This window comes from Micromonospora sp. NPDC005161, from assembly GCF_053599855.1.
Map to the genome: position 1 here is coordinate 18,509 of NZ_JBSFYQ010000022.1, position 22,838 is coordinate 41,346.

At 73.5% G+C, this 22,838-nt stretch carries 20 protein-coding genes; 11 read left to right on the plus strand and 9 right to left on the minus strand.

The window, feature by feature from the left end:
- Both ACWD5O_RS21075 and ACWD5O_RS21080 read left to right on the plus strand, forming a co-directional pair.
- Positions 1–1,779 carry a hypothetical protein gene (locus ACWD5O_RS21075; RefSeq protein ID WP_450086322.1) on the plus strand — a complete coding sequence of 593 codons (1,779 nt, stop codon included), beginning with the start codon at positions 1–3 and terminating at the stop codon, positions 1,777–1,779.
- Positions 1,779–3,578: a hypothetical protein gene (locus tag ACWD5O_RS21080; protein ID WP_354963112.1), complete on the plus strand. Its 1,800-nt coding sequence runs from the start codon at positions 1,779–1,781 to the stop codon at positions 3,576–3,578. The genes ACWD5O_RS21075 and ACWD5O_RS21080 overlap by 1 nt, the downstream gene beginning before the upstream one ends.
- Here ACWD5O_RS21080 and ACWD5O_RS21085 read toward each other — a convergent pair whose 3' ends face one another.
- The gene (locus tag ACWD5O_RS21085; protein ID WP_450086323.1) at positions 3,579–5,468 is read right to left on the minus strand and encodes a hypothetical protein; all 1,890 of its coding nucleotides are present in this window, start codon (positions 5,466–5,468) and stop codon (positions 3,579–3,581) included.
- A gap of 120 nt (positions 5,469–5,588) precedes the next feature.
- On the opposite strand from ACWD5O_RS21085, the gene ACWD5O_RS21090 reads away from it, so the two are divergent.
- Together ACWD5O_RS21090 and ACWD5O_RS21095 are read left to right on the plus strand one after the other, a co-directional pair.
- Positions 5,589–5,726, plus strand: a complete 138-nt coding sequence (locus ACWD5O_RS21090; protein ID WP_354963111.1) for a hypothetical protein — start codon at positions 5,589–5,591, stop codon at positions 5,724–5,726.
- Complete coding sequence (locus ACWD5O_RS21095; protein WP_354963110.1) at positions 5,723–7,006, plus strand: outer membrane protein assembly factor BamB family protein; 1,284 nt, start codon at positions 5,723–5,725, stop codon at positions 7,004–7,006. Before ACWD5O_RS21090 ends, ACWD5O_RS21095 begins: the two co-directional genes overlap by 4 nt.
- Here ACWD5O_RS21095 and ACWD5O_RS21100 read toward each other — a convergent pair whose 3' ends face one another.
- Complete coding sequence (locus ACWD5O_RS21100; RefSeq protein WP_354963109.1) at positions 7,007–8,209, minus strand: peptidase C39 family protein; 1,203 nt, start codon at positions 8,207–8,209, stop codon at positions 7,007–7,009.
- A gap of 138 nt (positions 8,210–8,347) precedes the next feature.
- Between ACWD5O_RS21100 and ACWD5O_RS21105 the strand changes: the two genes are divergently transcribed.
- The 4 genes from ACWD5O_RS21105 to ACWD5O_RS21120 all read left to right on the plus strand — a co-directional run bounded on the left by ACWD5O_RS21105 (position 8,348) and on the right by ACWD5O_RS21120 (position 11,184).
- Entirely contained in the window at positions 8,348–9,016 is a 669-nt protein-coding gene (locus ACWD5O_RS21105; protein ID WP_354963108.1) for a response regulator transcription factor, read from the plus strand.
- On the plus strand, positions 9,013–10,188 hold the full coding sequence (locus ACWD5O_RS21110) for a sensor histidine kinase (RefSeq protein ID WP_354963107.1): 1,176 nt from the start codon (positions 9,013–9,015) through the stop codon (positions 10,186–10,188). Before ACWD5O_RS21105 ends, ACWD5O_RS21110 begins: the two co-directional genes overlap by 4 nt.
- A gap of 169 nt (positions 10,189–10,357) precedes the next feature.
- Entirely contained in the window at positions 10,358–10,765 is a 408-nt protein-coding gene (locus ACWD5O_RS21115; RefSeq protein ID WP_450086281.1) for a VOC family protein, read from the plus strand.
- Positions 10,762–11,184 (plus strand): VOC family protein, encoded by a 423-nt coding sequence (locus ACWD5O_RS21120; RefSeq protein WP_354963105.1) that lies wholly within the window; start codon positions 10,762–10,764, stop codon positions 11,182–11,184. The genes ACWD5O_RS21115 and ACWD5O_RS21120 overlap by 4 nt, the downstream gene beginning before the upstream one ends.
- 66 nt (positions 11,185–11,250) lie before the next feature.
- Here the strand turns inward: ACWD5O_RS21120 and ACWD5O_RS21125 are convergent, their stop codons facing one another.
- The 5 genes from ACWD5O_RS21125 to ACWD5O_RS21145 form a co-directional block, all read right to left on the minus strand.
- Positions 11,251–12,108 carry a hypothetical protein gene (locus tag ACWD5O_RS21125; RefSeq protein ID WP_450086282.1) on the minus strand — a complete coding sequence of 286 codons (858 nt, stop codon included), beginning with the start codon at positions 12,106–12,108 and terminating at the stop codon, positions 11,251–11,253.
- A 172-nt stretch (positions 12,109–12,280) separates the two neighbouring features.
- Complete coding sequence (locus ACWD5O_RS21130) at positions 12,281–14,350, minus strand: 3-hydroxyacyl-CoA dehydrogenase NAD-binding domain-containing protein (protein WP_354963103.1); 2,070 nt, start codon at positions 14,348–14,350, stop codon at positions 12,281–12,283.
- Positions 14,347–15,543, minus strand: a complete 1,197-nt coding sequence (locus ACWD5O_RS21135; RefSeq protein WP_354963102.1) for a thiolase family protein — start codon at positions 15,541–15,543, stop codon at positions 14,347–14,349. Before ACWD5O_RS21135 ends, ACWD5O_RS21130 begins: the two co-directional genes overlap by 4 nt.
- A 204-nt stretch (positions 15,544–15,747) precedes the next feature.
- Positions 15,748–17,085, minus strand: a complete 1,338-nt coding sequence (locus ACWD5O_RS21140) for a ribonuclease D (protein WP_354963101.1) — start codon at positions 17,083–17,085, stop codon at positions 15,748–15,750.
- A 109-nt stretch (positions 17,086–17,194) separates the two neighbouring features.
- Positions 17,195–17,767 (minus strand): DUF3000 domain-containing protein, encoded by a 573-nt coding sequence (locus ACWD5O_RS21145; RefSeq protein WP_354963100.1) that lies wholly within the window; start codon positions 17,765–17,767, stop codon positions 17,195–17,197.
- Positions 17,768–17,896: 129 nt separating this feature from the next.
- Between ACWD5O_RS21145 and hemE the strand changes: the two genes are divergently transcribed.
- Genes hemE through hemQ form a run of 3 tightly spaced genes read left to right on the plus strand, consistent with a single transcriptional unit; the run spans position 17,897 to position 21,108 of the window.
- On the plus strand, positions 17,897–18,994 hold the full coding sequence (gene hemE, locus ACWD5O_RS21150) for a uroporphyrinogen decarboxylase (RefSeq protein ID WP_450086283.1): 1,098 nt from the start codon (positions 17,897–17,899) through the stop codon (positions 18,992–18,994).
- Between the two features lie 6 nt (positions 18,995–19,000).
- Complete coding sequence (gene hemG, locus ACWD5O_RS21155) at positions 19,001–20,410, plus strand: protoporphyrinogen oxidase (protein WP_354963098.1); 1,410 nt, start codon at positions 19,001–19,003, stop codon at positions 20,408–20,410.
- Positions 20,407–21,108 (plus strand): hydrogen peroxide-dependent heme synthase, encoded by a 702-nt coding sequence (hemQ, locus tag ACWD5O_RS21160; protein ID WP_354963097.1) that lies wholly within the window; start codon positions 20,407–20,409, stop codon positions 21,106–21,108. Before hemG ends, hemQ begins: the two co-directional genes overlap by 4 nt.
- A gap of 15 nt (positions 21,109–21,123) precedes the next feature.
- Here the strand turns inward: hemQ and ACWD5O_RS21165 are convergent, their stop codons facing one another.
- Both ACWD5O_RS21165 and ACWD5O_RS21170 read right to left on the minus strand, forming a co-directional pair.
- Positions 21,124–21,612 carry a GNAT family N-acetyltransferase gene (locus ACWD5O_RS21165; RefSeq protein ID WP_354963096.1) on the minus strand — a complete coding sequence of 163 codons (489 nt, stop codon included), beginning with the start codon at positions 21,610–21,612 and terminating at the stop codon, positions 21,124–21,126.
- A 94-nt stretch (positions 21,613–21,706) separates the two neighbouring features.
- Entirely contained in the window at positions 21,707–22,822 is a 1,116-nt protein-coding gene (locus tag ACWD5O_RS21170; protein WP_450086284.1) for a lytic polysaccharide monooxygenase auxiliary activity family 9 protein, read from the minus strand.
- Positions 22,823–22,838: the final 16 nt, after the last annotated feature.

Below are 22,838 nucleotides of genomic sequence, written 5' to 3' on the forward strand. Positions count from 1 at the left end.
GTGGAGGCCCCGGGCCGGACACGGCGACCTTGGTGGACCGGCTGGACCCGGCGGCGGCAGGACCTGGCCGTGGGTGCGCTGTTCCTGCTCGCTGCGCTCTGGGTGACCAGTCGGCTCTGGCTGGACCCCTCCGGCCGAGTGGCCTCGCTCTACACCGGCGACCCGGCCCAGGTGCAGTTCTTCCTCGCCCACTCGGTACGTGTGGTGCTGCACGGCGAGTTCCCGTTCTACACCGAGCAGTTCAACTACCCCGATGGCGTCAACCTGATGGCCAACACGGCGGTGCTGGCGCTGGGCATCCCGATGGTGCCGGTGACCCTGCTCTTCGGACCGGCGGTGTCCTTCGTGGTGCTGGTGACGCTCGGCCTCGCCGGCACCGCCATGGCCTGGTACACGGTGCTCTCCCGGCACCTGGTGCGCACGCCGCTCGCCGCGGCCGTCGGCGGCTGGTTCTGCGGGTTCTCCCCGGCGATGCTCTCGCACGCCAGCTGGCATCCGAACATCATCAGCCAGTTCCTGCTGCCGTTCATCGTCTGGCGGGTCCTCGTGCTCACCCGGTCCCACCGGCCGGTGCGCGACGGGGTGCTGCTGGCGTTGTTGGTCACCGCGCAGGCGTTCATCAACGAGGAGATCCTGCTCTTCACCGCGATGGCCTGCGGGGTCTTCCTGCTGGCGGTGCTCGCCCAGGAGCCGGCCCGCTGGTCGGCGGTGTGGCGACCGCTGGGCGCCGGTTTGGCCGCCTGCGCGCTGCTGGCCGGGGCGCTGCTGGCGTACCCGCTGTACGTGCAGTTCGCCGGGCCGATGGCGTACCACGGGCTGAGCGACGCGGTGCAGGACTACGGCAACGATGTCGCCGCCTTCTTCGCCCCCGGCTCGCCCACCCTCGGCGGCAACCAGCGGGCCAACATCAACCTGGCGCCGAACTACTCGGAGGAGAACGCCTTCTTCGGCTGGAGCCTGTCGTTGCTCGCCGTCGGTGTCGTGGTGTGGCTGCGGCGGGACCTGATCGTGCGGGCGCTCGCGGTGACCGGCGGGTTCTTCGCCGTGCTCTCCCTCGGCGAACGGATCTCCTGGTGGGACCGGGAGCTGGTCACCGGGCCCTGGCAGTGGCTCGTCCACCTGCCGCTGCTGGACGCGGTGGTGCCGACCCGGTTCGGTCTGATCACCAGCGTGGTGGTCGGTCTGCTGATCGCGCTCGCGGTCGAACGGGCCTGGGCGCTGCGTCCGGCCGACCGGCGCACCGTGCGGAAGCTCGTCGTCGCAGGCCTGGCGTTCGCGCTGCTGCCGGTCGCCCCGATGCCGCTGCGGATGGTGTCCCGGCCGCCGGTGCCGGAGTTCATCACCGCCGACCGCTGGCGGGCGTACGTCGGCCCGGACGAGACGCTGGTGCCGGTCCCGGTGCCCAGCATGGGCAACACGCACGGCATGCGCTGGGCGGCGGCCACCAACCTCGACTTCAAGATTCCCGGCGGCTACTTCCTCGCGCCCCGCAACGGCAACACGGGTGACCCGGGCCGGTTCGGTGGTCGACCGAGCGGAGTGGGTCAGCTGCTGGAGGAGGTGGCGACCACCGGCCGGACACCGAAGCTGGACGACCGGCAGCGCCGCCGCTTCACGGACGAGCTGCGGCACTGGCGGGCGGCGATCCTGGTGCTGCCGGTCCGGCAGCAGAACGTCGAACCGCTGCGGCGTACCGTCGAGGAGTTGGTCGGTCCCGGCCGTCAGGAGCTGGACGTCTGGGTGTGGGACGTCCGGACGCTGACCGACCGCTCAGTCTGATGACCGCCGGGACGGCGTCCACGGCGACCGCGGACCCGGCGCCGGCGGTTTCGGCGCCGGCACGCCGGTCCCGGCCCGCCTGGCTCCCGGACGCCCTGGTGGTGGTCGGCTACCTGGGGTTGGCCGTGCTGCTGACCAGCGGGCAGTGGCGCCACCCCGGGCGGCTCTTCCACCAGGCGGGCGACCAGGTCCTGTTCGAGTGGATGCTGGCCCACGCGGCCCGTGCCGTGGTGGAGGGGGAGAACCCGCTCTACAGCACCGCGTTGAACGCGCCGGACGGCGTCAACCTGATGGCGAACACCTCGGTGCTCGGCCTGGGTGTCCCGCTGACCCCGGTCACCCTGCTCTTCGGCTCGCAGGCGGCGTTCTGCGTGGCGGTCGTCTGCTGCCTCGCCGGCACCGCCACGGCCTGGTACGCGCTGCTGCGCCGCCGGATGGTCACCGCCCGGTCCGCGGCGGCGGTCGGCGGGCTGATCTGCGGCTTCGCCCCCGGCATGATCGCTCAGGCGGGCGCGCACCTGCACATGGCCGCCCAGTTCCTGGTGCCCGCGATCCTCGCCCTGGTGTTCCGGCCCGGACCGGGCGGGGTGTGGCGGCCCGGTGTGGGCCTCGGGCTGCTGCTCGTCTGGCAGGTCTTCATCGGCGAGGAGGTGCTGGTCTTCCTGGCGCTCGCCGCCGGGGTGTTCGCGCTGGGCTACGCGCTCACCGACCGGGTGTCGGCCCGGCGGCTCGCGCCGGCCCTGCTCGGCCGGCTCGGGGTGGCCGCCGTCGTGGCGGCGGTGCTGCTGGCGTACCCGATCTGGTTCCAGTTCCACGGCCCGCAGCACTACTCCGGGATGGCCTTCGCCACGCATGGCTTCCAACTGGACGCGGCGTCGTTCACCGCGTCGGCCCGGCAGACCGTGCTCGGTGACGACTGGCTGCCGGGGCTGCTCTCGCCGAATCCCACCGAGGAGAACTCGTTCTTCGGGCCCGGGCTGCTGGTGCTCGCCGTGGTGGTCGTGATCTGGCTGTGGCGACGGCCGCTGGTCCGCGCGCTGGCCGGCTGCGGGCTGGTCTTCGCTCTGCTCTCGCTCGGCACCGAGCTGCGGGTGGACGGCACGGCCACCGGCATTCCCGGGCCGTACCGGCTGGTCGCCGAGCTGCCGTTGCTCGACCTCGCGGTCCCGGCGCGGTTCGCGCTGGTCTGCGTGCCGGTGCTGGGCGTGCTGATGGCGCTCTCCCTGGACCGGGTCCGGGCGGCATGTCGGCCGAGGACCGCGCCGGGCCTACCGGTGCGGCTGCTGTGGACCGGTGCGGTGGCCGCCGCGCTGCTGCCCCTGGTTCCGACGCCGATCCGGGCCGTACCGGTCGCGCCCGTGCCGGAGTTCGTCGCTGGCGGCGGGTGGCGCCCGCTGGTGCCGCCCGGCCGGACCGTGGTCGCGGTGCCCCCGGTCACCGGTGCCGCGCTGAGCCCGGTGATGCTCTGGTCCGCCCGCACCGGGTTGGCCTTCCGCGCGCCCGGCGGGTACTTCATCGGCCCGACCGGTCCCGACGACCCGGCGGCGCGCTGGGGTGCGCCGGACCGGCCCACCGCCGTGCTGCTGCGCCGGGTGGCCGAGACCGGCGCGGTGCCGGTGCTCACCGACGCCGACCGCCGTCAGGCGGTCGAGGATCTGCGGCACTGGCGGGCCGCGCTGGTGGTGCTCGGCCGACTGGCGCACGGCGAACCGGTCCGCCGGACCGTCGAGGAGCTGCTCGGGCCGGGCCAGCCCGTCGACGGCGGGTGGGTGTGGGACGTCCGAGGCCTCGTCGGCTGACTAGCCCACCAGCGCGCGGACGTCCCAGACCCAGACGTCGTCGACCCGCTGCGGCGGCCCGATCAGGGCGGTGACCAGCTCGCGCAGCACCGCCTCGCGCGGATGCGCTCCGAGCACCACCACCGACGCCCGCCAGAACCGCAGATCCTCGACCGCCTGGCGGCGATTCTCGTCGGTGAGCGCGGGGACCGCGCCAGCGTCCATGGTGGAGTAGATGAGGCTGCTGGTTGGCCGGTTCGGTGCGCCGAAGACTCCCTCGCCCACCTCGTTCGGGCCAATGAAGTAGCCGCCCGGGATGGGGAACTCCTGCCTGGTCAGCGCACTCCAGCGCAGCGTCGGCAGACCGTGCACGTTGCTCGGGATCGGCACCGGCACCAACGTGCGGCCCACCGGCACGTACGGCCGCCAGCCGCCCGCGGTGATGAAGTGTGGCGGCGGGTCCATCGGCTGGGCCGGCAGCGGGCGGGGGAGGAGCGGCAGCACGGCGAGGGCGACCGCCGCGTACCCCACCGGACGCAACCACCGCCGGCGCGACGCGGCCGGTGCCGCTGCGTCGCCGGGCGTCGCCGGGTCCGGCTCGCCGGCACGCGGGGCCGGCACCCGGGCTCGGTCGGCCGCCGAGCGGCCCTGGCGGGACGCCGCGTCCCAGGTCAGTGCGAGCAGCACGCCCACGGCGGCGGTGACCACCAGGCTCAGCCGGGTCGGCATCATCATCTCGACCAGCGGCAGGTCGTCCGACACGTACGACCACGGTCCGCGTATCCCGGTCTCCACGCCGTTGAAGCGCATCCGCGGCCCGATCGAGGCCACGGTGAAGGCCACGATGAGCACCGCGACGATCCGGGCGGCCAACGACCGGCGCACGAGCAGCACCAGGGCCACCACCGAGAGCAGCACCAGCGGCCAGCCGAACCAGGTGTTCTGCTCGGTCAGCCCGATCGTCTGCTCCACCGCCGGGTCACCGGCCCAGGTGTCCCGGGCGAAGGTGACGAAGGCGACCAGGTCCTCGCCCCAGTTGTGGAAGACGCCGCCCTGCAGGCCGCGGTAGGACTGCGGGCCGCTGAACTGGAACCAGATCGGGTACGCGGCGAGCACCAGCGCCAGCCCGCCGGCGACGCCCAGTCCGGCCAGGAACGGGCCCGCCGCGGCGCGCGCCGCGGACGGCCGCTGCACGGTGTACGCCAGCACGACGACCAGGCAGGCCAGCGCGGTGAGCAGCAGCATCTCCTCGTTGATGAAGATCTGGTACGCCACCAGCACCCCGAGCACCAGCCCGTTGTGCCGCCACCGGCCCGGCTCGCCCAGCCGCAGCACCCGCAGCACGATCAGCGGCAGCAGGAAGTTGGACACGAAGTTGGGTTGGCCGTTGGCGTGGTGGATGATCCCCGGCGCGAAGCCGAGGAAGGCGCCACCGACGAAGGCCGCCGCCCGGGAGCGCACCAGGTGTCGGGACAGCACCCAGTACCCGGTGCCGGCGGTGGCCGCCAACGCTCCGCCGAGGTAGAGCGCGTACATCACCTGCGGGCCGAGCAGCATGGTCAGCGGGGCCAGCGGCAGGGTCACCCCGAGCAGCGAGGTGTTGGCCATCATGTTCACCCCGTCCGGGGCGTTCTGCCGCGCCGTGAACAGCGGGTTCTCCAGGTGCCGCAGCGAGTACGCGCCATGCGCGAACAGCCACTCGAACCAGCTGTGGTCGGTGGGCAGGTGCGAGGACACCCGAGCCTGCACGTCCCCCCAGTAATTGAGGCAGACGAAGATGCCCAGCAGCACATAGGCTCCGAGGGCCAACAGGTCGGCACGGGCCGGGCGGCGTCGAGGCCGTCGTGTCGGCTCGACCTCGGCCGGGTCGGCGTCGGTCCTGAAATTCAGCGAAGGGTCTACCACCGGCACGGCCACGACGCGCCATCGTACAGGCGAGGATGCGTCGCTTTTGCCAGGCCGGTACGCCCAACGGCAGGTTTGCGGGGCCCGTGCGCCGGCCAGCCGGAGTCGGGGATGGAAGGACGGTCGGTGTCGTCGATCATCGAGCTGGGCGCGGCGGTGCCGCTGCCGGTGCCGGCCGTCCTGACCGCCGCGACACCGGCCCCACCGGTCCTGCTCTGCCGTCGCCTCGACGGGTCGACCGCGCTGTGGCGGTTCCCGCGGTGACCGGCCCGGTGATCGAGCTCGGTGAGCTGCGGCACGAGCCGGAGCCCGACACGCTGCCCCGCCCGCCCCGCGCCAACAATCGGCCGCTGCGCTGCGCGCTGGTCCTGCTCTTCGTGCTGGCCACCCTCGTCGCCGCCGGGCCGGTGTCCGGGCGGGCCGTGGTGCCGCTGCCGGCCCGGCTCGGGGCCAATGTGGTGGTCACGGGTGACCTGTTCCTGGTCATCGACCCGATCACCCCCGAGACGCCGCAGCGGCGGCTGGCCGCCTTCCGGCTGCCCGGCGGCGAGCCGGTCTGGCAGGCGCCGTTGCCCGCGGAGGGCCGGTACTGGGGAGTCATGCCGCTGGCCGGGATGCTGCTGGTCACCGGGCACGAGATCGGCTCGGACGGCCGGGGCACGCTGACCGTGGTGCTGGACCGGGCGACCGGGGCGTATCGGTGGCAGCAGCCGGGCAACGCCATTCCGCTGACCGACGGCAACCTGCTGCTGCAGTCCGGCGGCGGTGACGAGCCGGGCAGCCTGCGCGCGGTCGACCCGTGCTGCGGCACCGTGCGCTGGCAGCAGACCACCGCCCCGGGTGAGATCAACTACCGGACGGTCGGGTACGCGGTGGACCGGGTGCTGCTCAGCAACGCGGACGGGTCGGTCGAGGTGCGCGACGCGGCCACCGGCAGAATGCTGGCCCGGCGCGACCTGCGGGCGCGCGGCGGGGCGTACGAGACCATGCAGGTGGTGGACGGCCTCCTGCTCACCGTCGGCGGGGCTCGGGCCACGGTCACCGCCTACGAGCTGGACCGGCTGGACCAGCGCTGGAGCACCACCGCCGACGGCTCGCTGTACGCGACGGAATGCGGCCCCGTCGTCTGCCTGCTGACCCGGGCCGGTCGGCTGCGGGCGGTCGATCCCGCGACCGGCCGGGAGTTCTGGAGCAGCGATCGCTGGGGGTGGGTCTGGCCGGTCGCCGGCCGGCTGGTGGCCACCACGTTGAGCAGCGCCGGTCCCGGAGCGGAGGAACTGGTCGTGCTCGATCCGGCGACCGGCCGGGTGCTGGCCGAGCTGGGCCGTTGGGAGCTGGCCGGGTCCGATCTCGGGGGTCCGATGATCGGGCTACGCCGGCATCCCGGCGGCGGGCTGCTCGTCGCCGAGCTGGACGTCCGTGTGGGCGCGGTGCGGATGCTGGACGTGCTGCCGGACGCGACCGGGGAGTGCCAGGCGAGCCCGGGTCGGCTGCTGTGCCGGCGGGTCGACGGCTCGTTCGGGCTGTGGCGGTTACCCGACTGATCACCAGTTGGCCTGGGCGGGCGGCGGGGGCAGCGGCACCGACGCCGGTCGCAGCACGTATGCCACACCGCCGCTGCCCCGTTGCCAGGCCACCTCGAACCGCTGCCGGGGCACGGTACGGCGTACCGCGTCGTCGTCCGGTGCGTACGGGTCGTTGAGCACGGGGTCACCGTCGGCGGTGAAGCCGACCAGCACCATCAGGTGCCCCCTGGTGTCGTACGCCAGCCCCGGCACCTCGCTGGCCCGGAAGGCGGCGGAGACGATCAACGGGATGCCGACGGCGATGAACTCCTCCGCCTCGGCCAGCGACCGCAGCCGGGTGACGAACGCGTCCACCCCGTGCAGCCCGGCGTACGCGGTGTTGAACGGCCAGTTGCCGGCCCCGGCGTACCCGTGGTCGTAGCAGTGCCGGGCGGCGTGCACCACCATCGGGCGCGGGCCGGGCGGCTCCACCCAGGCGTAGCGCTCCGGCGCCGGCTCGGCGCCCCAGTAGGCGAGCACCATCGAGGTGCAGGTGGGGCTGCACCAGGAGTCGCCGCCGCCACCCCACTGCGGGTGCTGGCCGGTGTGCAGCCGCTGCGAGTAGCGCGGAACGTCCAGCACCCTCCCGCGGCCGGCGCCGGCCGGCAGCTCGGGGACCGGACCGGCGGCGGGTGCCCGGTCGACCGCGCCCCCCGGCTCGCCGGCCGGGTCGGTCGGTGGGTGGCCGGTGGCGACCGCGCCGATGCTGCGCAGCACCGGGCCGGCCGGGCTGCCCGCCGGCCGGCACAGGGTCACCCGGGCCTGCCAGCCGGTGACCACCGCCCCGGTCACGATCAGCGTGTCGGTGTCCACCCGGGCGTCGGCGTCGCGCTGCCCGGGCACCGAGGTGCGCCGCACCGCGTGGTCGTCGGCCGCCCAGCGGGCCAGCAGGTACCAACCGGTGCTGGGCCCGTCCCCGTGCCAGCCGCGCAGCTCGACCTCGATCCAGCAGCCGTCGGGGGTGTCGGCGGTCCAGGACGGCACCACCTCGGCGACCGGGAAACCAACCCGGACCGGCGGCGACGTCCAGCTGCCCCGGGCCACCGACGGGTCCGCGTCGACCGGGGTCAGCCCCCGGTCGTCGGCGCGCGGGCCGTCACCGGTGCCGGCCGTCCGGTCCGTTGGCAGGCGGAAGCCCCGGTAGGCGATGTCCCGCAGGGCGGGTGGTGCCGCGATGGTCATGACAGGTCCGTCCGTCGCTCGGTGCCGGAAGCATCGCGTACGCCGCGATGGTCCGCAACGCCGGCCCGCGCGGGCGGCGAGGGACGATGGTTGCCGGCCGGCACTAGGTTGTCGGTGGTCAGCAGCGAGGAGGCCGGGATGCGGGTACTGGTGGTGGAGGACGAGCGCAACCTCGCCGACGCGATCGCGCGCGGGTTGCGCAAGCGGGGCATGGCGGTCGACGTGGCCTACGACGGTGACGCCGGGCACGAGGCGGCGTTCGTCACCCGGTACGACGTCGTCGTGCTGGACCGCGACCTGCCCGGCGTGCACGGCGACCAGATCTGCGCCGACCTGGCCGCCTCCGGCGCGCTGACCCGGGTGCTGATGCTGACCGCGAGTGGCACGGTGGCCGACCGGGTGGAGGGGTTGCAGCTCGGCGCCGACGACTACCTGCCCAAGCCGTTCGCCTTCGACGAGCTGGTCGCCCGGGTGCAGGCGCTGGGCCGGCGGGCCACCCCGGCCGCGCCGCCGGTGCTCGAACTGGCCGATCTGGTGCTCGACCCGGCCCGCCGGGTCGCCACCCGGGCGGGCGTGCCGGTCGACCTGACCAACAAGGAGTTCGGGGTGCTCAGCGAGCTGCTCAAGGCGCGCGGCGCCGTGGTGTCCAGCGAGGAGCTGCTGGAACGGGTCTGGGACGCCAACACGGACCCGTTCACCACGATCGTCCGGGTCACCGTGATGACCCTGCGTAAGAAGCTCGGCGACCCACCGCTGATCGAGACGGTGGTCGGCGCGGGTTACCGCACCGCCGGGGTGGGCGCATGAGCCGCCGTCTGCGGCCCACCCTGCGGTTGCGGCTGACCCTGCTCAACGGCGTGCTGCTGATCGGCGCGGGAGCGATCCTGGTGCTGCTGGCCTGGCTGCTCGTTCGTGACGCGTTGCGACCGACCGACGAGCTGCTGCCGGGCACGACCGTGGTGCTGTCCGACGGCCGGGTGCTCGAGGCCGCCCAGTGGCAGCGCCAGTTGGTCGACGCCGCCTCCGGGGAGTTGCTGGCCAAGGGACTGGTCGCGTTGCTGGCGATCAGCGTGGTCGGGGTGGCCGGCGCGTACGCGGTGGCCGGCCGGGCTCTGCGGCCACTGCACCAGGTCACCGCGACCGCGCAGCGGCTCGGTGAGGCGACCCTGGACCAGCGGATCGGCTACTCGGGCGCCGACGACGAGGTGGCCGAGCTGGCCAAGACCTTCGACGCCATGCTGGACCGGATCGCGTCCGCGTTCGAGGCGCAGAAACGTTTCGTGGCCAACGCCTCGCACGAGCTGCGTACCCCGCTCGCCGTGATGCGGACCGAGATCGACGTGACGCTCAGCGACGACGATGCGGACGCCGCCGAGTACCGCCGGATGGCGACGGTGGTCCGGGACGCCTCGGAGCGGGCCAACGGCCTGGTCGACGCGCTGCTGGTGCTGGCGCGCAGCGAGGCGCAGGCCGGGCGGCGGCTGGGCCGCCGCACCGAGTGTGACCTCGCCGCCGGCACGGCCAACGCGCTGTCGGCGATGCGCCGGGAGGTGGAGCGGATCGGCCTGCGGGTGCAGACGTCGCTGGAGTCCGCGCCGGTGGTCGGCGACCCGGGGCTGCTGGACCGGCTGGCCGGCAATCTGATCGAGAACGCCGTTCGCTACAACCACCTGCACGGCCGGCTCTGGGTGCGCACCGGCACCGACCGCGAGCGCTCCTGGCTGGTGGTGGGCAACACCGGTTTCGAGGTGGACCAGGCCGACGTGCCGGGCCTGTTCGAGCCGTTCCGGCGCGGTGGCCGGGAACGCACCGGGGCCCGTGGTTCCGGCCTGGGGCTGTCCATCGTCCGGGCGGTCTGCGACGCGCACGGCGGCACGGTGCGGGTGATCGCGCAGCCCGGTGGGGGCCTGGAGGTGACGGTCACCCTGCCGTCGGCGGACGCCCCGGCGGTGACCGGCCCGGTGCCCACCGCCGGCTGACCCGGCTCGGCGGGGTTGCGGGCGGCGCGGATCCGATGGCACGATCACGTGTCAGCTCGAGATCGAGAGGGGGTGCGTCGATGTCCACCATGTCAGGCTCCGCGCCCCGGGTCTGCGTCGGCTGACCCCCGGAGGCGGAGCGTCCCCATCCAGTACGGAGGGAACACCCGTGTATCCACGGATCCGCAACATCAGTTTCGACTGTCACGACACGTACGCCCTGGCCGGCTTCTGGTCGGCGGTGCTCGGGTACGCCCGGCATCCCGAGGACGTCCCGGGTGATCCGGAGGCGGCGCTGCTGCCACCGGACGAGGCGACCCCGGACCTGTTCTTCCAGGCGGTGCCGGAGGACAAGGTGACCAAGAATCGGCTGCACATCTGCCTGGAACCCGTCGAACGGACCAGGGACGAGGAGATCGAGCGGGTGCTCGGCCTCGGAGCCACCATGGTCGCCGACCGACGGAACGCCGACGGTACGGGCTGGGCGGTGCTCGCCGGCCCGGAGGGCAACGAGTTCTGCGTGGTACGCAGCGCCGGGGAGCGTGTCCCCACCACCACTGTGAAGGACCAAGCGTGAGTTCGACGATTCACAACATCAGCATCGACTGCCACGACACGTACGCGCTGGCCGGCTTCTGGTCGCAGGTCTTCGACTGCCCCCGGCAGCCGGACGACTTTCCCGGTGACCCGGAGGCGATGCTCCTGCCTCCGGGTGGACCGGAGGTGCTGTTCATCGCCGTGCCGGAGGGCAAGGCGGTGAAGAACCGGCTGCACCTGGACCTGCAGCCCGCCGACCGAACCCGGGACGAGGAGGTCGAGCGACTGCTCGCCATCGGCGCGACGCGCGTCGACGACCAGATCAAGCCGGACGGTTCCGGCTGGGTTGTGCTCGCCGACCCGGAGGGCAACGAGTTCTGCGTGCTGCGCAGCGCGCCCGAACGGGAGGCGTCAGCGGCGGCGGCGCGGGCCGCCGCGGAAGACGGCGAACAGGCCTGACCGCCGGCGTACGGCGTCGGGCCCCGGCCACCCGAGGGTGGCCGGGGCCCGTTCGGTCCGTACGGCTCAGGAGCGCTGCTCGACCTGACCCCGGATGGTGACGAACTCGGCCTTCGCCTCCGCGCCGGACTTGAAGAACATCACCACCAGACCCACGCTGCCCTTGTCGGCCCAGACGCAGACGCCCAGCGGCACACCGTCGGTCGTGCCGTCGCCGCAGCGCGCCTCGCCACCGAGCGGACCGGGCTCGACGGCCGCCATCGTGGCCACCCCGAGCTCGGTGGAGAGCCCGGTCACCGCGGTGTCCAACTCCTTCTTCGGGTCCGACATCAGGCCGGACGTGCCGGCGATCATGACGAGGTCCTCCTCGGCGGGGTTGCCGTAGAAGGCGCCGACGGCGCTGGTCTCGTTCTGCACCGTCGACTTCATCTCGGCGACCAGATCGTCGGAGAGCCTCTGCAGCTCCGGGTCGTCGATCTTCGGCCGGCCGGCGAGGGTGGTCGGCGCGACCACCCGCGTGTTGGTGGCGTCGACGACCTCGCCCACCTCGTCCTTGACCGCGAACCAGGTGATCGCCGCGCCGCCGAGGCAGAGCACCAGCACCACGGCCAGCACGATCAGCACGATGCGGCCGACCTTCGACTTCTTCGCGGGTGGCGGGCCGCCAACCATGCTCGGGTCGCCCCACGGCTGACCCTGCTGAGCGGGCGGGAAGCCCTGCTGCGGCGGCGGGAAGCCCTGCTGCGCGGGTGGGAAGCCCTGCGGTGCGGGCGGGAAGCCCTGCGGTGCGGGCGGGAAGCCCTGCGGTGCGGGCGGGAAGCCGGGCTGGCCGCCGGGCTGCGGCGGCACCGGCTGGCCGGGCTGCTGCGGCGGGGGATAGGAACCGTGGGGCGGTCCGTAGGGGTCGGCCGGCGGCTGGGACATCAGTCAGCTCCAAGATCGGATAGCAAAGCGGGTGATTTTAACCCGGTGACGAGTCCGCGCGCTGCCCGCGGCCGGTGCTCCCGTCCTCGGTACGCCGGGGCAGACGCGATCGCGGTGGCCGGCCCGTCCACGAGGGACGGCCCGACCACCGCGATGGTGGTGCCGCGAACGGTCAGGCGGGCAGGCTCGCGGCCCCGCGCGGCAGGAACCGCTGGCCGGTGACGCGCTCGCTGGTGCCGGTCCGGTCCAGGTACGGCGTGACGCCGCCCAGGTGGAACGGCCAGCCGGCGCCGAGGATCATGCACAGGTCGATGTCCTGCGCCTCGGCGACCACGCCCTCGTCCAGCATCAGCCGGGTCTCCTGGGCCAGCGCGTCGAGCGCGTTCTGCTGTACCTGCTCGGCGGTCAGCGGCTGGTCACCCACGACGAGCAGCTTGGCGACCTCCTCGTTGACCTTGTCGTCGACCACGATGGGCTGGCCCGAGTCGGCGATCCGCTTGAGGTTCTCGCTGACGCCGAACCTGTCCGGGTACGCCGCGTGCAGGGTGCCGCCCACGTGGTGCGCGACGGCCGGCCCGACCAGCTGGAGCAGGGCGAGCGGGCGCATCGGCAGGCCCAGCGGGTCCAGTGCGCTGTTCGCCACGTCCAGCGGGGTGCCGGCGTCGACGGCGGCGAAGACGGTGCCCAGGAAGCGGGTGAGCAGCCGGTTCACCACGAACGCCGGGGCGTCCTTGACCAGCACCGAGGACTTCTTGAGCTGCTTGCTCACCGCGAACGCGGTCGCGAGGGTGGCGTCGTCGGTCCGCTCACCCCGGACGATCTCCAGCAGCGGCAGCACCGCCACCGGGTTGAAGAAGTGGAAGCCGACCACCCGCTCGGGGTGCTCCAGCTCCGCGGCCATCTCGGTGATGGAGAGCGAGCTGGTGTTGGTGGCCAGCACCGCCTCCGGCGAGACGATCTTCTCCAGCTCGGCCCAGACCTGCTTCTTGACGCCCAGGTCCTCGAAGACCGCCTCGATGACGAAGTCGGCGTCGGCGAAGGCGCTCTTGTCGACCGTGCCGCTGACCAGGCCGTACAGCTTGGCGGCGGTGCCCTTGTCCATCCGGCCCTTGGTGACGGCCTTCTCGATCTGGGTGTGCACGTAGCCGACGCCCTTGTCCACCCGGGACTGGTCCAGGTCGGTCATCACGACCGGCACCTGGAGGCGGCGGGCGAACAGCAACGCCAGCTGGCTGGCCATCAGGCCGGCGCCGACGATGCCGACCTTGGTGACCGGCCGGGCGAGGCCCTTGTCCGGCGCGCCGGCTGGCCGCTTGGCCCGCCGCTGCACCAGGTCGAACGCGTACAGGCCGCTGCGCAGTTCCTCGGAGAAGACCAGGTCCGCGAGGGCCTCGTCCTCGGCGGCGGTACCGGCGGCGAAGTCGCCGTCCTTCGCCGTCTCCAGCAGGTCGAGCGCCTTGTACGCGGCCGGAACCGCGCCGTGCAGTCGCTGGTCGAGGGTCTGCCGGGCGAAGTAGAGCACGCCCGCCCACATGTCCTTGTCGACCTCGGGCCGGGTCACGGTTACCTGGCCACGCACCACGCCGGCCGCCCACTCCAGAGACCGCTCCAGGAAGTCGGCCGGCTCCAGCAGCACATCAGCGATGCCCAGCTCGGCGGCCTGCTTCGGCTTGAGCATCTTGTTCTGCATGAGCGGGTTCTGGATGATCACCTGGGTGGCGGCGGGGATGCCGATCAGGTTCGGCAGCAGCTGGGTGCCGCCCCACCCGGGCACCAGACCGAGGGAGACCTCGGGCAGCGCGAGGGCCGCGGCGCCGCCGGAGAGCGTCCGGTAGTGGCAGTGCAGTGCCAGCTCCAGGCCGCCACCCATCGCCGCGCCGTTGACGAACGCGAACGTGGGCACGGTGCTGTCCTTCAGCCGGGCGAAGACCCGGTGGCCGAGCCGGCCGATCTCCAGCGCCTGCGCGCGGTCGGCGAGCTGCGGCAGGCCGACGATGTCCGCGCCCACGCAGAAGATGTACGGCTTGCCGGTGACCGCGATGAATGCCGGGTCGGCGGCGAGCGCGGCGGTGATCGCCTCGTCCAGGCTGGCCAGCCCACCCGGGCCGAAGGTGTTCGGCTTGGTGTGGTCGAAGCCGTTGTCCAGCGTGATCAGGGCGGCGGGTCGGTCCAGCCCCGGTACGTTCACCTGACGCAGCAGCGCCCTGGTGACGACCTCGTTCGGTGCGGCGAGCGCGCTCACTTGTTGCCCTCCGTCCAGTGCGGGTTCTCCCAGATCACGGTGCCGCCCATGCCGATGCCGATGCACATGGCGGTCACGCCGTAGCGGACCTCGGGGTGCTCGGCGAACTGGCGGGCCAGCTGGGTCATCAGCCGCACGCCCGAGGAGGCCAGCGGGTGACCGATCGCGATCGCGCCGCCCCACGGGTTGACCCGCGGGTCGTCGTCGGTGATGCCGAAGTGGTCGAGGAAGGCGAGCACCTGGACGGCGAAGGCCTCGTTCAGCTCGAACAGGCCGATGTCGTCGATGCTGAGCCCGGCGATGCGCAGCGCCTTCTCCGTCGACGGGATCGGGCCGACGCCCATCACCTCCGGCTCGACGCCGACGAAACCGAACGACACCAGGCGCATGGCGACCGGCAGGCCCAGCTCGCGGGCGGTGGCCTCGTCGGCGAGCAGGCTCGCGGTGGCGCCGTCGTTCAGGCCGGCCGCGTTGCCCGCGGTGACCTTGCCGTGTGGGCGGAACGGGGTCTTCAGGGTGCCGAGCTTCTCCAGCGAGGTGTCCCGGGGAGCCTCGTCGACGGTGGCCAGACCCCAGCCGCCCTCCGCGTCACGGATGGACATCGACACCAGGTCGTCCTGGAGCTTGCCGTTCGCGTACGCCTTCGCGGTCTTCTGCTGCGAGGCGAGCGCGAACGCGTCGGTGCGCGCCTTGGTGATGTGCGGGACCAGGTCGTGCAGGTTCTCCGCGGTGGCGCCCATGACCAGCGCGGACGGGTCGACCAGCTTCTCCGCGATGATGCGCGGGTTGGGGTCGACGCCCTCACCCATCGGGTGGCGGCCCATGTGCTCGACGCCGCCGGCGATGGCGATGTCGTACGCGCCCATGGCGATGCCACCGGCGACGGTGGTCACCGCGGTCATCGCGCCGGCGCACATCCGGTCGATGGCGAAGCCGGGAACGGTCTTGGGCAGACCGGCCAGCAGGGCGGCGGTCCGCCCGATGGTGAGGCCCTGGTCGCCGATCTGGGTGGTGGCCGCGATGGCGACCTCCTCGACCCGCTCCGGCGGCAGCTGCGGGTTGCGGCGCAGCAGTTCACGGATGCAGCGGATCACCAGGTCGTCGGCGCGGGTGTTGGCGTACATGCCGCCCGCCTTGCCGAACGGGGTACGGACGCCGTCGACGAAGACGACATCCCGAACTTCACGGGGCACTTGAGCCTCCTTTTCGACCATGATCCGGCCTTCGCGCCGACAGACGGCACTCCGGACTGAACGAGGGTCGCCGACACGGGCAGGTCCCCCGGATGCTACTCGCCAGTAACCAAACTCGTCCCCACCCCCCACTGTGGCCCACCCCACACCCGTCGGGCCGGACGGCAATTACTTCATCACCAACCGCGGTCGGGTGGGGGTGGGTCAGGGGAGTTCGGGGGTGGGAGGGTCCGGGTTGAGGGCGGGCGTGAGGTGGGGGGTGAGGAGGGCGATCTGCCACTCGCGGGCGTTGAAGCCCCGCAGGGTCTCCGCCACGGTGTCCTCGGTGAGCTCCTCCGGTGGGGTCCAGGCCAACCGGCGCACCGAGTCCGGGGTGATCAGATTCTCCGGGGGCAGGTTGTGCTTGCTGGCGATGCGGACCACCACCTCCCGGGAGCGGGCCAGCCGACCGGCCGCCACCGGGTCCCGCTCGGCCCACCGGTGTGGCGGAGGCGGGCCCTCCACCGCGGGCGTGACCGGCAGTGCGTCATCCGGCAGTTGCCGGGCGTCGTCGAGCGCGGCCAGCCAGGTGCGGGCCAGCCGGCGCACCGACCGACCGCCGAAGCCGGGCAGCGTCAGCAGGGTCTTCTCGTCCTTCGGGTCCAACTCGGCAGCGGCGATGATCGCCGAGTCGGGCAGCACCCGGCCGGGCGCGGCGTCCCGCCGGGCCGCGATCTGGTCCCGCGCGTACCACATCGAGCGGACCCGGGCCTGGGCCCGCGCCCCGCGCACCCGGTGGATGCCGGAGGTACGCCGCCAGGGCTCCGCGCGGACCCGGGGTGGGCGGGCCCCGGTCCGGACCAGGGCGGCGAACTCCTCCGCGGCCCAGGCCGACTTGCCCTGCCGGGCCAGCTCGGCGTCCAGCGCGTCACGCAGGTCGGTGAGCATCTCCACGTCCAGGGCGGCGTAGGTGAGCCACGACTCGGGCAGTGGTCGGCTCGACCAGTCGGCCGCCGAGTGGTGCTTTTCCAGGGTGAACCCGAGCAACTGCTCGGTCAGCGCGGCCAGGCCGACCCGCTCGAACCCGGCCAGCCGGGCGGCCAGTTCGGTGTCGAACAGCCGGCGCGGGCGCAGCCCCACCTCGGCCAGGCAGGGCAGATCCTGGCTCGCCGCGTGGAGCACCCACTCGGCCTCACCGATCACGGCGTCCAGCGCGCTGAGGTCGGGCAGCGGCAGCGGGTCGATCAGCACTGTGCCGGCACCGGCCCGGCGCAGCTGCACCAGGTAGGCGCGCTGGCTGTAGCGGTAGCCGGAGGCCCGCTCGGCGTCCAGGGCGACCGGGCCGGTGCCCGCGGCGAAACGCGCCACGACCTCGGCCAGCTCGGTCGGAGTGGCCACCGGATCGGGGGTGCCGTCACGCGGGGCGGTCAGCGGAACGGGCCCACCGTCGGTCGGGTCGACCCCGTCGCCCGCCGGCTGCGGCTGGGCCGACGGCGGGTGCTGGGGTGCGGTGCCCTGGAGCTCTTCGGCGGGCCGACGGCGCAGGGGTGGTTCGTCGGTCACCTGCCAACCCTAGTGCGCGCGGTGATCCGGCGGGTGCAGCCGGTCCGGCGTGTGTCGGTCGGGTGTCCGCAAGGTGGCCTTTGGATGCCGGTCGAGGGTGGTCGACGGGTCAGGTGGCGCCGGCGGGGCGGCGGTCGGACAGGGCGGTCACCCCGGGTGGAGGCAGGCCCGCCGTGGAGGAGAGCAGCGCGCACCAGCCGAGCAGGTGCGGGGTCAGGTCGTCGTCGACCGGGGTCCACGAGGCGCGGATCTCGATGTCACCGGCGGTGGGTGGGCCGGCCAGGTCGCCGAACCGGGTGGACATGGTCTGGGTGACCGTCCCCCCGATGGCGCGGTGACCGGCGTCGTGGGCGTCCAGCGCGTCGGTCAGCCAGGTCCAGCCGACCCCGGGCAGCAGCGGGTCGGCGGCCAGGTCGACCTCCAGCTCGGCGGTCACGTAGGTGACCAGCCGCAGGGTGCCCTGCCATGCCTCGTGCCCGACCGGGTCGTGCAGCAGGATCAGCCGGCCGGTGGTCACCTCGTCGCCGTCGCGCAGCACCGTCGCGGAGAGCGCGAACGCGTACGGGGCCAGCCGCTGGGGGGCACCGACCTCCTCCAGCGTGATCTCCGGCCGGGGCGCCGCCGACCGCAGCCCGGTGACCGCGCGGGCGAAGGTCTCCGGGAGCGCGATCGGGGGGGCCATGCAGGCAGCCTATGCCGCCGTCGGTCCCCCGGCTTCGACGGCGCGCCGACGCCCCGTTCGGCGGCGGGAAGGTGTTCTTCCTTTCACCCCGGGCGGGGAGGGGGTGGGTGCCGTGGCACGATTGCGGCGATGAGCACGGAGACCACGGGCACTGCCGCCCGAGACGGAGAACAGCGCCCCGGAGGGCCGGCCGACTCGCCCTTCATCCGGGCATGCCGGCGCCGGCCAGGCCCGCACACCCCGGTCTGGTTCATGCGGCAGGCTGGCCGCTCACTGCCGGAGTACCGGGAGATCCGGGCGAGCGTGCCGATGCTGGAGTCCTGCCGTCGCCCGGAGCTGGTCACCGAGATCACGCTCCAGCCGGTGCGCCGGCACGGAGTGGACGCGGCGATCCTGTTCAGCGACATCGTGGTGCCGGTCGCCGCGGCCGGGGTCGACCTGGACATCGTGCCGGGCACCGGCCCGGTGGTCGCCGAGCCGATCCGCACCGCCGCCGACGTGGAGCGGATCCGCCCGATCAACCGCGACGACGTCTGGTACGTGGACGAGGCGGTCCGGCAGCTGGTGGTCGAGCTGGGCGACACCCCGCTGATCGGGTTCGCCGGCGCGCCGTTCACCCTGGCCAGCTACCTGGTCGAGGGGGGCCCGTCGCGGACCCACGCGAAGACCAAGGCCCTGATGTACGGCGATCCGGAGCTGTGGCACGCGCTCTGCGGCCGGCTGGCCGAGGTGACGCTCGCCTTCCTCCGGGTGCAGGTCGAGGCCGGGGTATCCGCCGTGCAGCTGTTCGACTCGTGGGCCGGCGCGCTCTCCGAGGCCGACTACCGCCGCTACGTGTTGCCGCACTCGACCGCCGTGCTGAGCGGGCTGGTCGACGCCGGGATCCCGCGGATCCACTTCGGGGTGGGCACCGCCGAGCTGCTCGGCGCGATGGGCGAGGCCGGCGCGGACGTGGTCGGCGTCGACTGGCGGACCCCGCTGGACGTCGCCACCGGCCGGATCGGCCCGGACAAGGCGGTGCAGGGCAACCTGGACCCGTGCGTGCTGCTCGCGCCCTGGCCGGTGGTGGAGGCCGAGGTGCGCCGGATCCTGGACCAGGGCAGGGCCACACCCGGGCACGTGTTCAACCTCGGCCACGGGGTGCTGCCGGAGACCGACCCGGACGTGCTGACCCGGGTGGTCGCGCTGGTGCACGAGCTTTCCAGCCGCCGGGCCGACCAGGGCTGACACGCGATGCGGCAGCCCTGGCGGGTGGCGGTGGTCGGCGGCGGGATCGCCGGGCTGGCGGCCGCGGTCCGGTTGCGCGACCGCACACCGGCGGGCACCGAGATCACGGTGTACGAGCAGTCCGGCGCGCTGGGCGGCAAGCTGCGCACCGGGGAGCTGGCCGGGCAGCCGGTGGAGTTCGGCGCCGAGTCGTTCCTGATGCGCGACCCGACGGGCGCCGAGTCCGCCGCGGTGGCGCTGGCCCGCCGGCTCGGGCTGGCCGACGAGATCGTGCACCCCACCGTCGGGCAGGCCGCCCTGGTGGTCGACGGGGGGCTGCGCCCCATCCCGGGCGGCACCCTGGTGGGCGTACCCGGGGATCTGGATCGGGTGCGAACGGTCGCCCGCCCGGTCGCGGACGCCGACACCGACGGTGGCCGGCCGCTGGTCGGGCCCGACGCGGACGTCTCGGTGGGCGCGCTGGTCCGGTCCCGCTTCGGTGACGAGGTGGTCGACCGGTTGGTCGACCCGATGCTGGGCGGCGTGTACGCGGGCCGCGCCGACGATCTCTCCCTGGTCACCACCATGCCGGCGCTGGCCCGGGCGGCCCGGGTGGAGCACACCCTGACCGGCGCGGTCCGGGCGGCGCAGGCCGCCGCGCCGCGCGCTCCCGGCACTCCGGTCTTCGGCACCCTGGCCGGCGGGCTGAGCACGCTGGTCGAGGCGGCGGTGACGGCCAGCGGCGCGACGGTGCGGCGCGACGCCGCGGTCCGGGAACTGACCCCGACCGACACGGGTTGGCGGCTCACGGTCGGCCCGACCCGGGACCCTGAGCTGGTCGAGGTGGACGCCGTGGTGCTGGCCGTGCCGGCCCGCCCGGCGGCCCGGCTGCTCGCCGGCCCGGCCCCGGCGGCCGCCGCGGGCGTCGGTGCGCTGGACTACGCCAGCGTCGCGCTGGTCACCCTGGCGCTGCCGCAGCCGGAGCTGCCCGAGCTGTCCGGCTTCCTGGTGCCGAGCACCGAGGGGCTGCTGATCAAGGCGTCCACCTTCTTCACCACCAAGTGGGGGCACCTGCGCCGGCCCGACGGGCTGGCGCTGGTCCGCGCCTCGGTGGGTCGGTACGGCGAGGAAGCGCAGCTCCAGCGCCCGGACGCGGATCTGGCGGCCACCGTGCACCGGGAGTTGTCGGCGGTACTCGGCGCGCCGCTGCCCGCCCCGGTCGACGGGCACGTGCAGCGATGGGGAGGGGCTCTGCCCCAGTACACCCCCGGGCACGCCGACCGGGTCGCCGCCGCGCGGACGGCGTTGCGGGCCGCGCACCCCACCCTGGTCCTTGCCGGCGCCGGCTACGACGGCGTCGGCATTCCGGTCTGCGTCCGCTCCGGCGAGACGGCGGCCGACGAGATCATCACAGCACTGGGAGGATCGGCGAGATGACCGAGCAGACCAACGCGGCCCGAATGCGGGAGCTGAACGACAGCATCCGCTACACCATGTGGTCGGTGTTCCGGGCCAGCGCCCCGCTGCCGTCGCTGCGGGACAACGTCACCGGTGAGGTCGAGTCCCTCTTCGAGGAGCTGGCCGGCAAGGACGTCGTGATCCGCGGCGTGTACGACGTATCCGGGCTGCGCGCCGACGCGGACATGTTGATCTGGTGGCACTCCGCCTCCAGTGACGCGCTCCAGGACGCGTACCTGCGGTTCCGCCGCACCACGCTGGGGCGGGCGATGACCCCGGTCTGGTCGCAGATGGCGCTGCACCGGCCGGCGGAGTTCAACAAGAGCCACATCCCGGCGTTCCTGGCCGGGGAGGAGGCCCGCCCGTACCTCTGCGTCTACCCGTTCGTCCGCTCGTACGAGTGGTACCTGCTGCCCGACGCCGAGCGGCGCGAGATGCTGGCCGAGCACGGCCGGCAGGCCCGTGGCTACCCGGACGTGCGGGCCAACACCGTGGCCTCGTTCGCGCTGGGCGACTACGAGTGGATGCTCGCGTTCGAGGCCGACGAGCTGCACCGCATCGTCGACCTGATGCGTGACCTGCGTGCCTCCGGCGCCCGCCGGCACGTCCGGGAAGAGGTTCCCTTCTACACCGGTCGCCGCCGCTCGGTCGCCGAGATCGTCAACTGCCTGGTCTGAGCCCGGGGGCGCGGCTCAGAGCGGGCGGAGCATGACCTGTTCGCGGCGTACGCCGTCGGGCAGGAGGTCGCCGAGCTCGTCGGTGCGGCTGAAGCCGGCGCGCTGGTAGAGGGCCTTCGCCGCCGCGTTGTCCGGCATCACACTGAGGCGCAGCCGGTCGGCGCCGCTCTCGCGGGCCCAGTTCGCCACCGCGTCGATCAGTTGGTGGCCGACCTTGCGGCCGCGCCCCTCGGGGTGCACCCACATCGAGATCAGCTCCGCGACGAGCGGGTCCGGCGTGGGTACGCCGCTGGCCATCCCGACCGGCCGCCCGTTCAGGCTGGCCAGCAGGTTGTGCGAGCCGGGGATGCTCAGCCGGTCGCGCCAGCGCTGCTCGCGGTCGCCGTCGCCCTGCCAGTCGGCCAGCCGGGAGCCGAACGCCTCCGGTGCCTCGGTGAGGGCGGCGAGCCGCAGCTCGCGCCAGGTGGGCCAGTCGTCGGGGGTGAGCACGGTCATCTCGATCATGTCGGGATGATGCCGGTGACCGGCGGGGGCGCACCACCGGATTTCCCCGCCGGCCGGCGCCGCACCCCCGCCCGGGTGCGGCGCCGACCGGGGATCAACTGGTCGTCGTGCAGGAGACCAGCGGAACCTGGTTGCTGCCGTTCCACGAGCCGAGGAAACCGAACGTGGTGCTCGCTCCGGCGGCGAGGCTGCCGTTGTGGCTGACGTTGCGCGCGGTGACCAGCGTGCCGTTGCTGGCGACGGCGGCGTTCCACGCCGAGGTGACCTGCTGGCCGTTGGCGTAGTTCCCGCTCACCGACCAGCCCCTGGTGGGTGAGCCGCCGGCGGTCACCCGCACCTCGGCCTGGAAGCCGCCGGGCCACTGGCCGGTGACCGCGTACGTCGCCGTGCAGGCGCCGGCCGGCGGCGGCGTGGTCGGCGGGGGAGTGGTGGGTGGCGGCGTGGTCGGTGGCGGCGTGGTGGGCGGGGGAGTGGTCGGCGGAGGCGTGGTGGGCGGCGGGGTGCCCGGTCCGCCGGAGAAGTCCACGTCACTGCACAGGTAGTACGACTGGTCCAGGTGGCTGGCCTGCCAGATGGTGTAGACGATGTGCCGGCCGGTGCGGCCCGACGCGTTCACCGGGATCTCGATGGAGACGCCGCCGGTCTCCTGCTTCCACTGCGAGGCCGGGGTGTTGCCGATCTGGCCGGACAGCACCAGGTCGTCCCAGCCGAGCGTTTCGGTCAGCGGGTTGAAGCCCTGTCGGGTCACGTACACCCGGATGTAGTCGGCGCCGTGGCTGGCCTGGTCGAAGAAGCGGACCCGGAAGTTGCTCGACACCGGGGTGGCCTTCCAGGCGCCGACGGTGTCCAGGGCGTTGTACCGACCGCTCTGGGTGCGCCCGCCGCTGCACAGTTGACCGTTGGGAATGGCGCCCTGGTGGTTGCCGGCCACGCCCTCGCGGAACAGGCCGTTCCAGTTCCACATGGCGTTCGGGTCGGCCTGCCAGGCCTGCCAGCACATCGGGTCCTCGGTGGCCATCCGAGGGTTCTGGAAGTCGCTGCCCCAGCGTTGCCAGCAGCTGTAGTTGCGCGAGGCCGGGTCAACGACCGAGCCGTGCGCCGAGGCGGGCCGGACCAGTGCGGTGGTCAGCGCGGTGGTGAGCAGGAGCGTGGCGGCCGCCGCGCTGGCGAGCAGCCAGAGCACGCGTGGTGATCGGACGAGAGTGGACATGGAGCCCCCGGGGGGA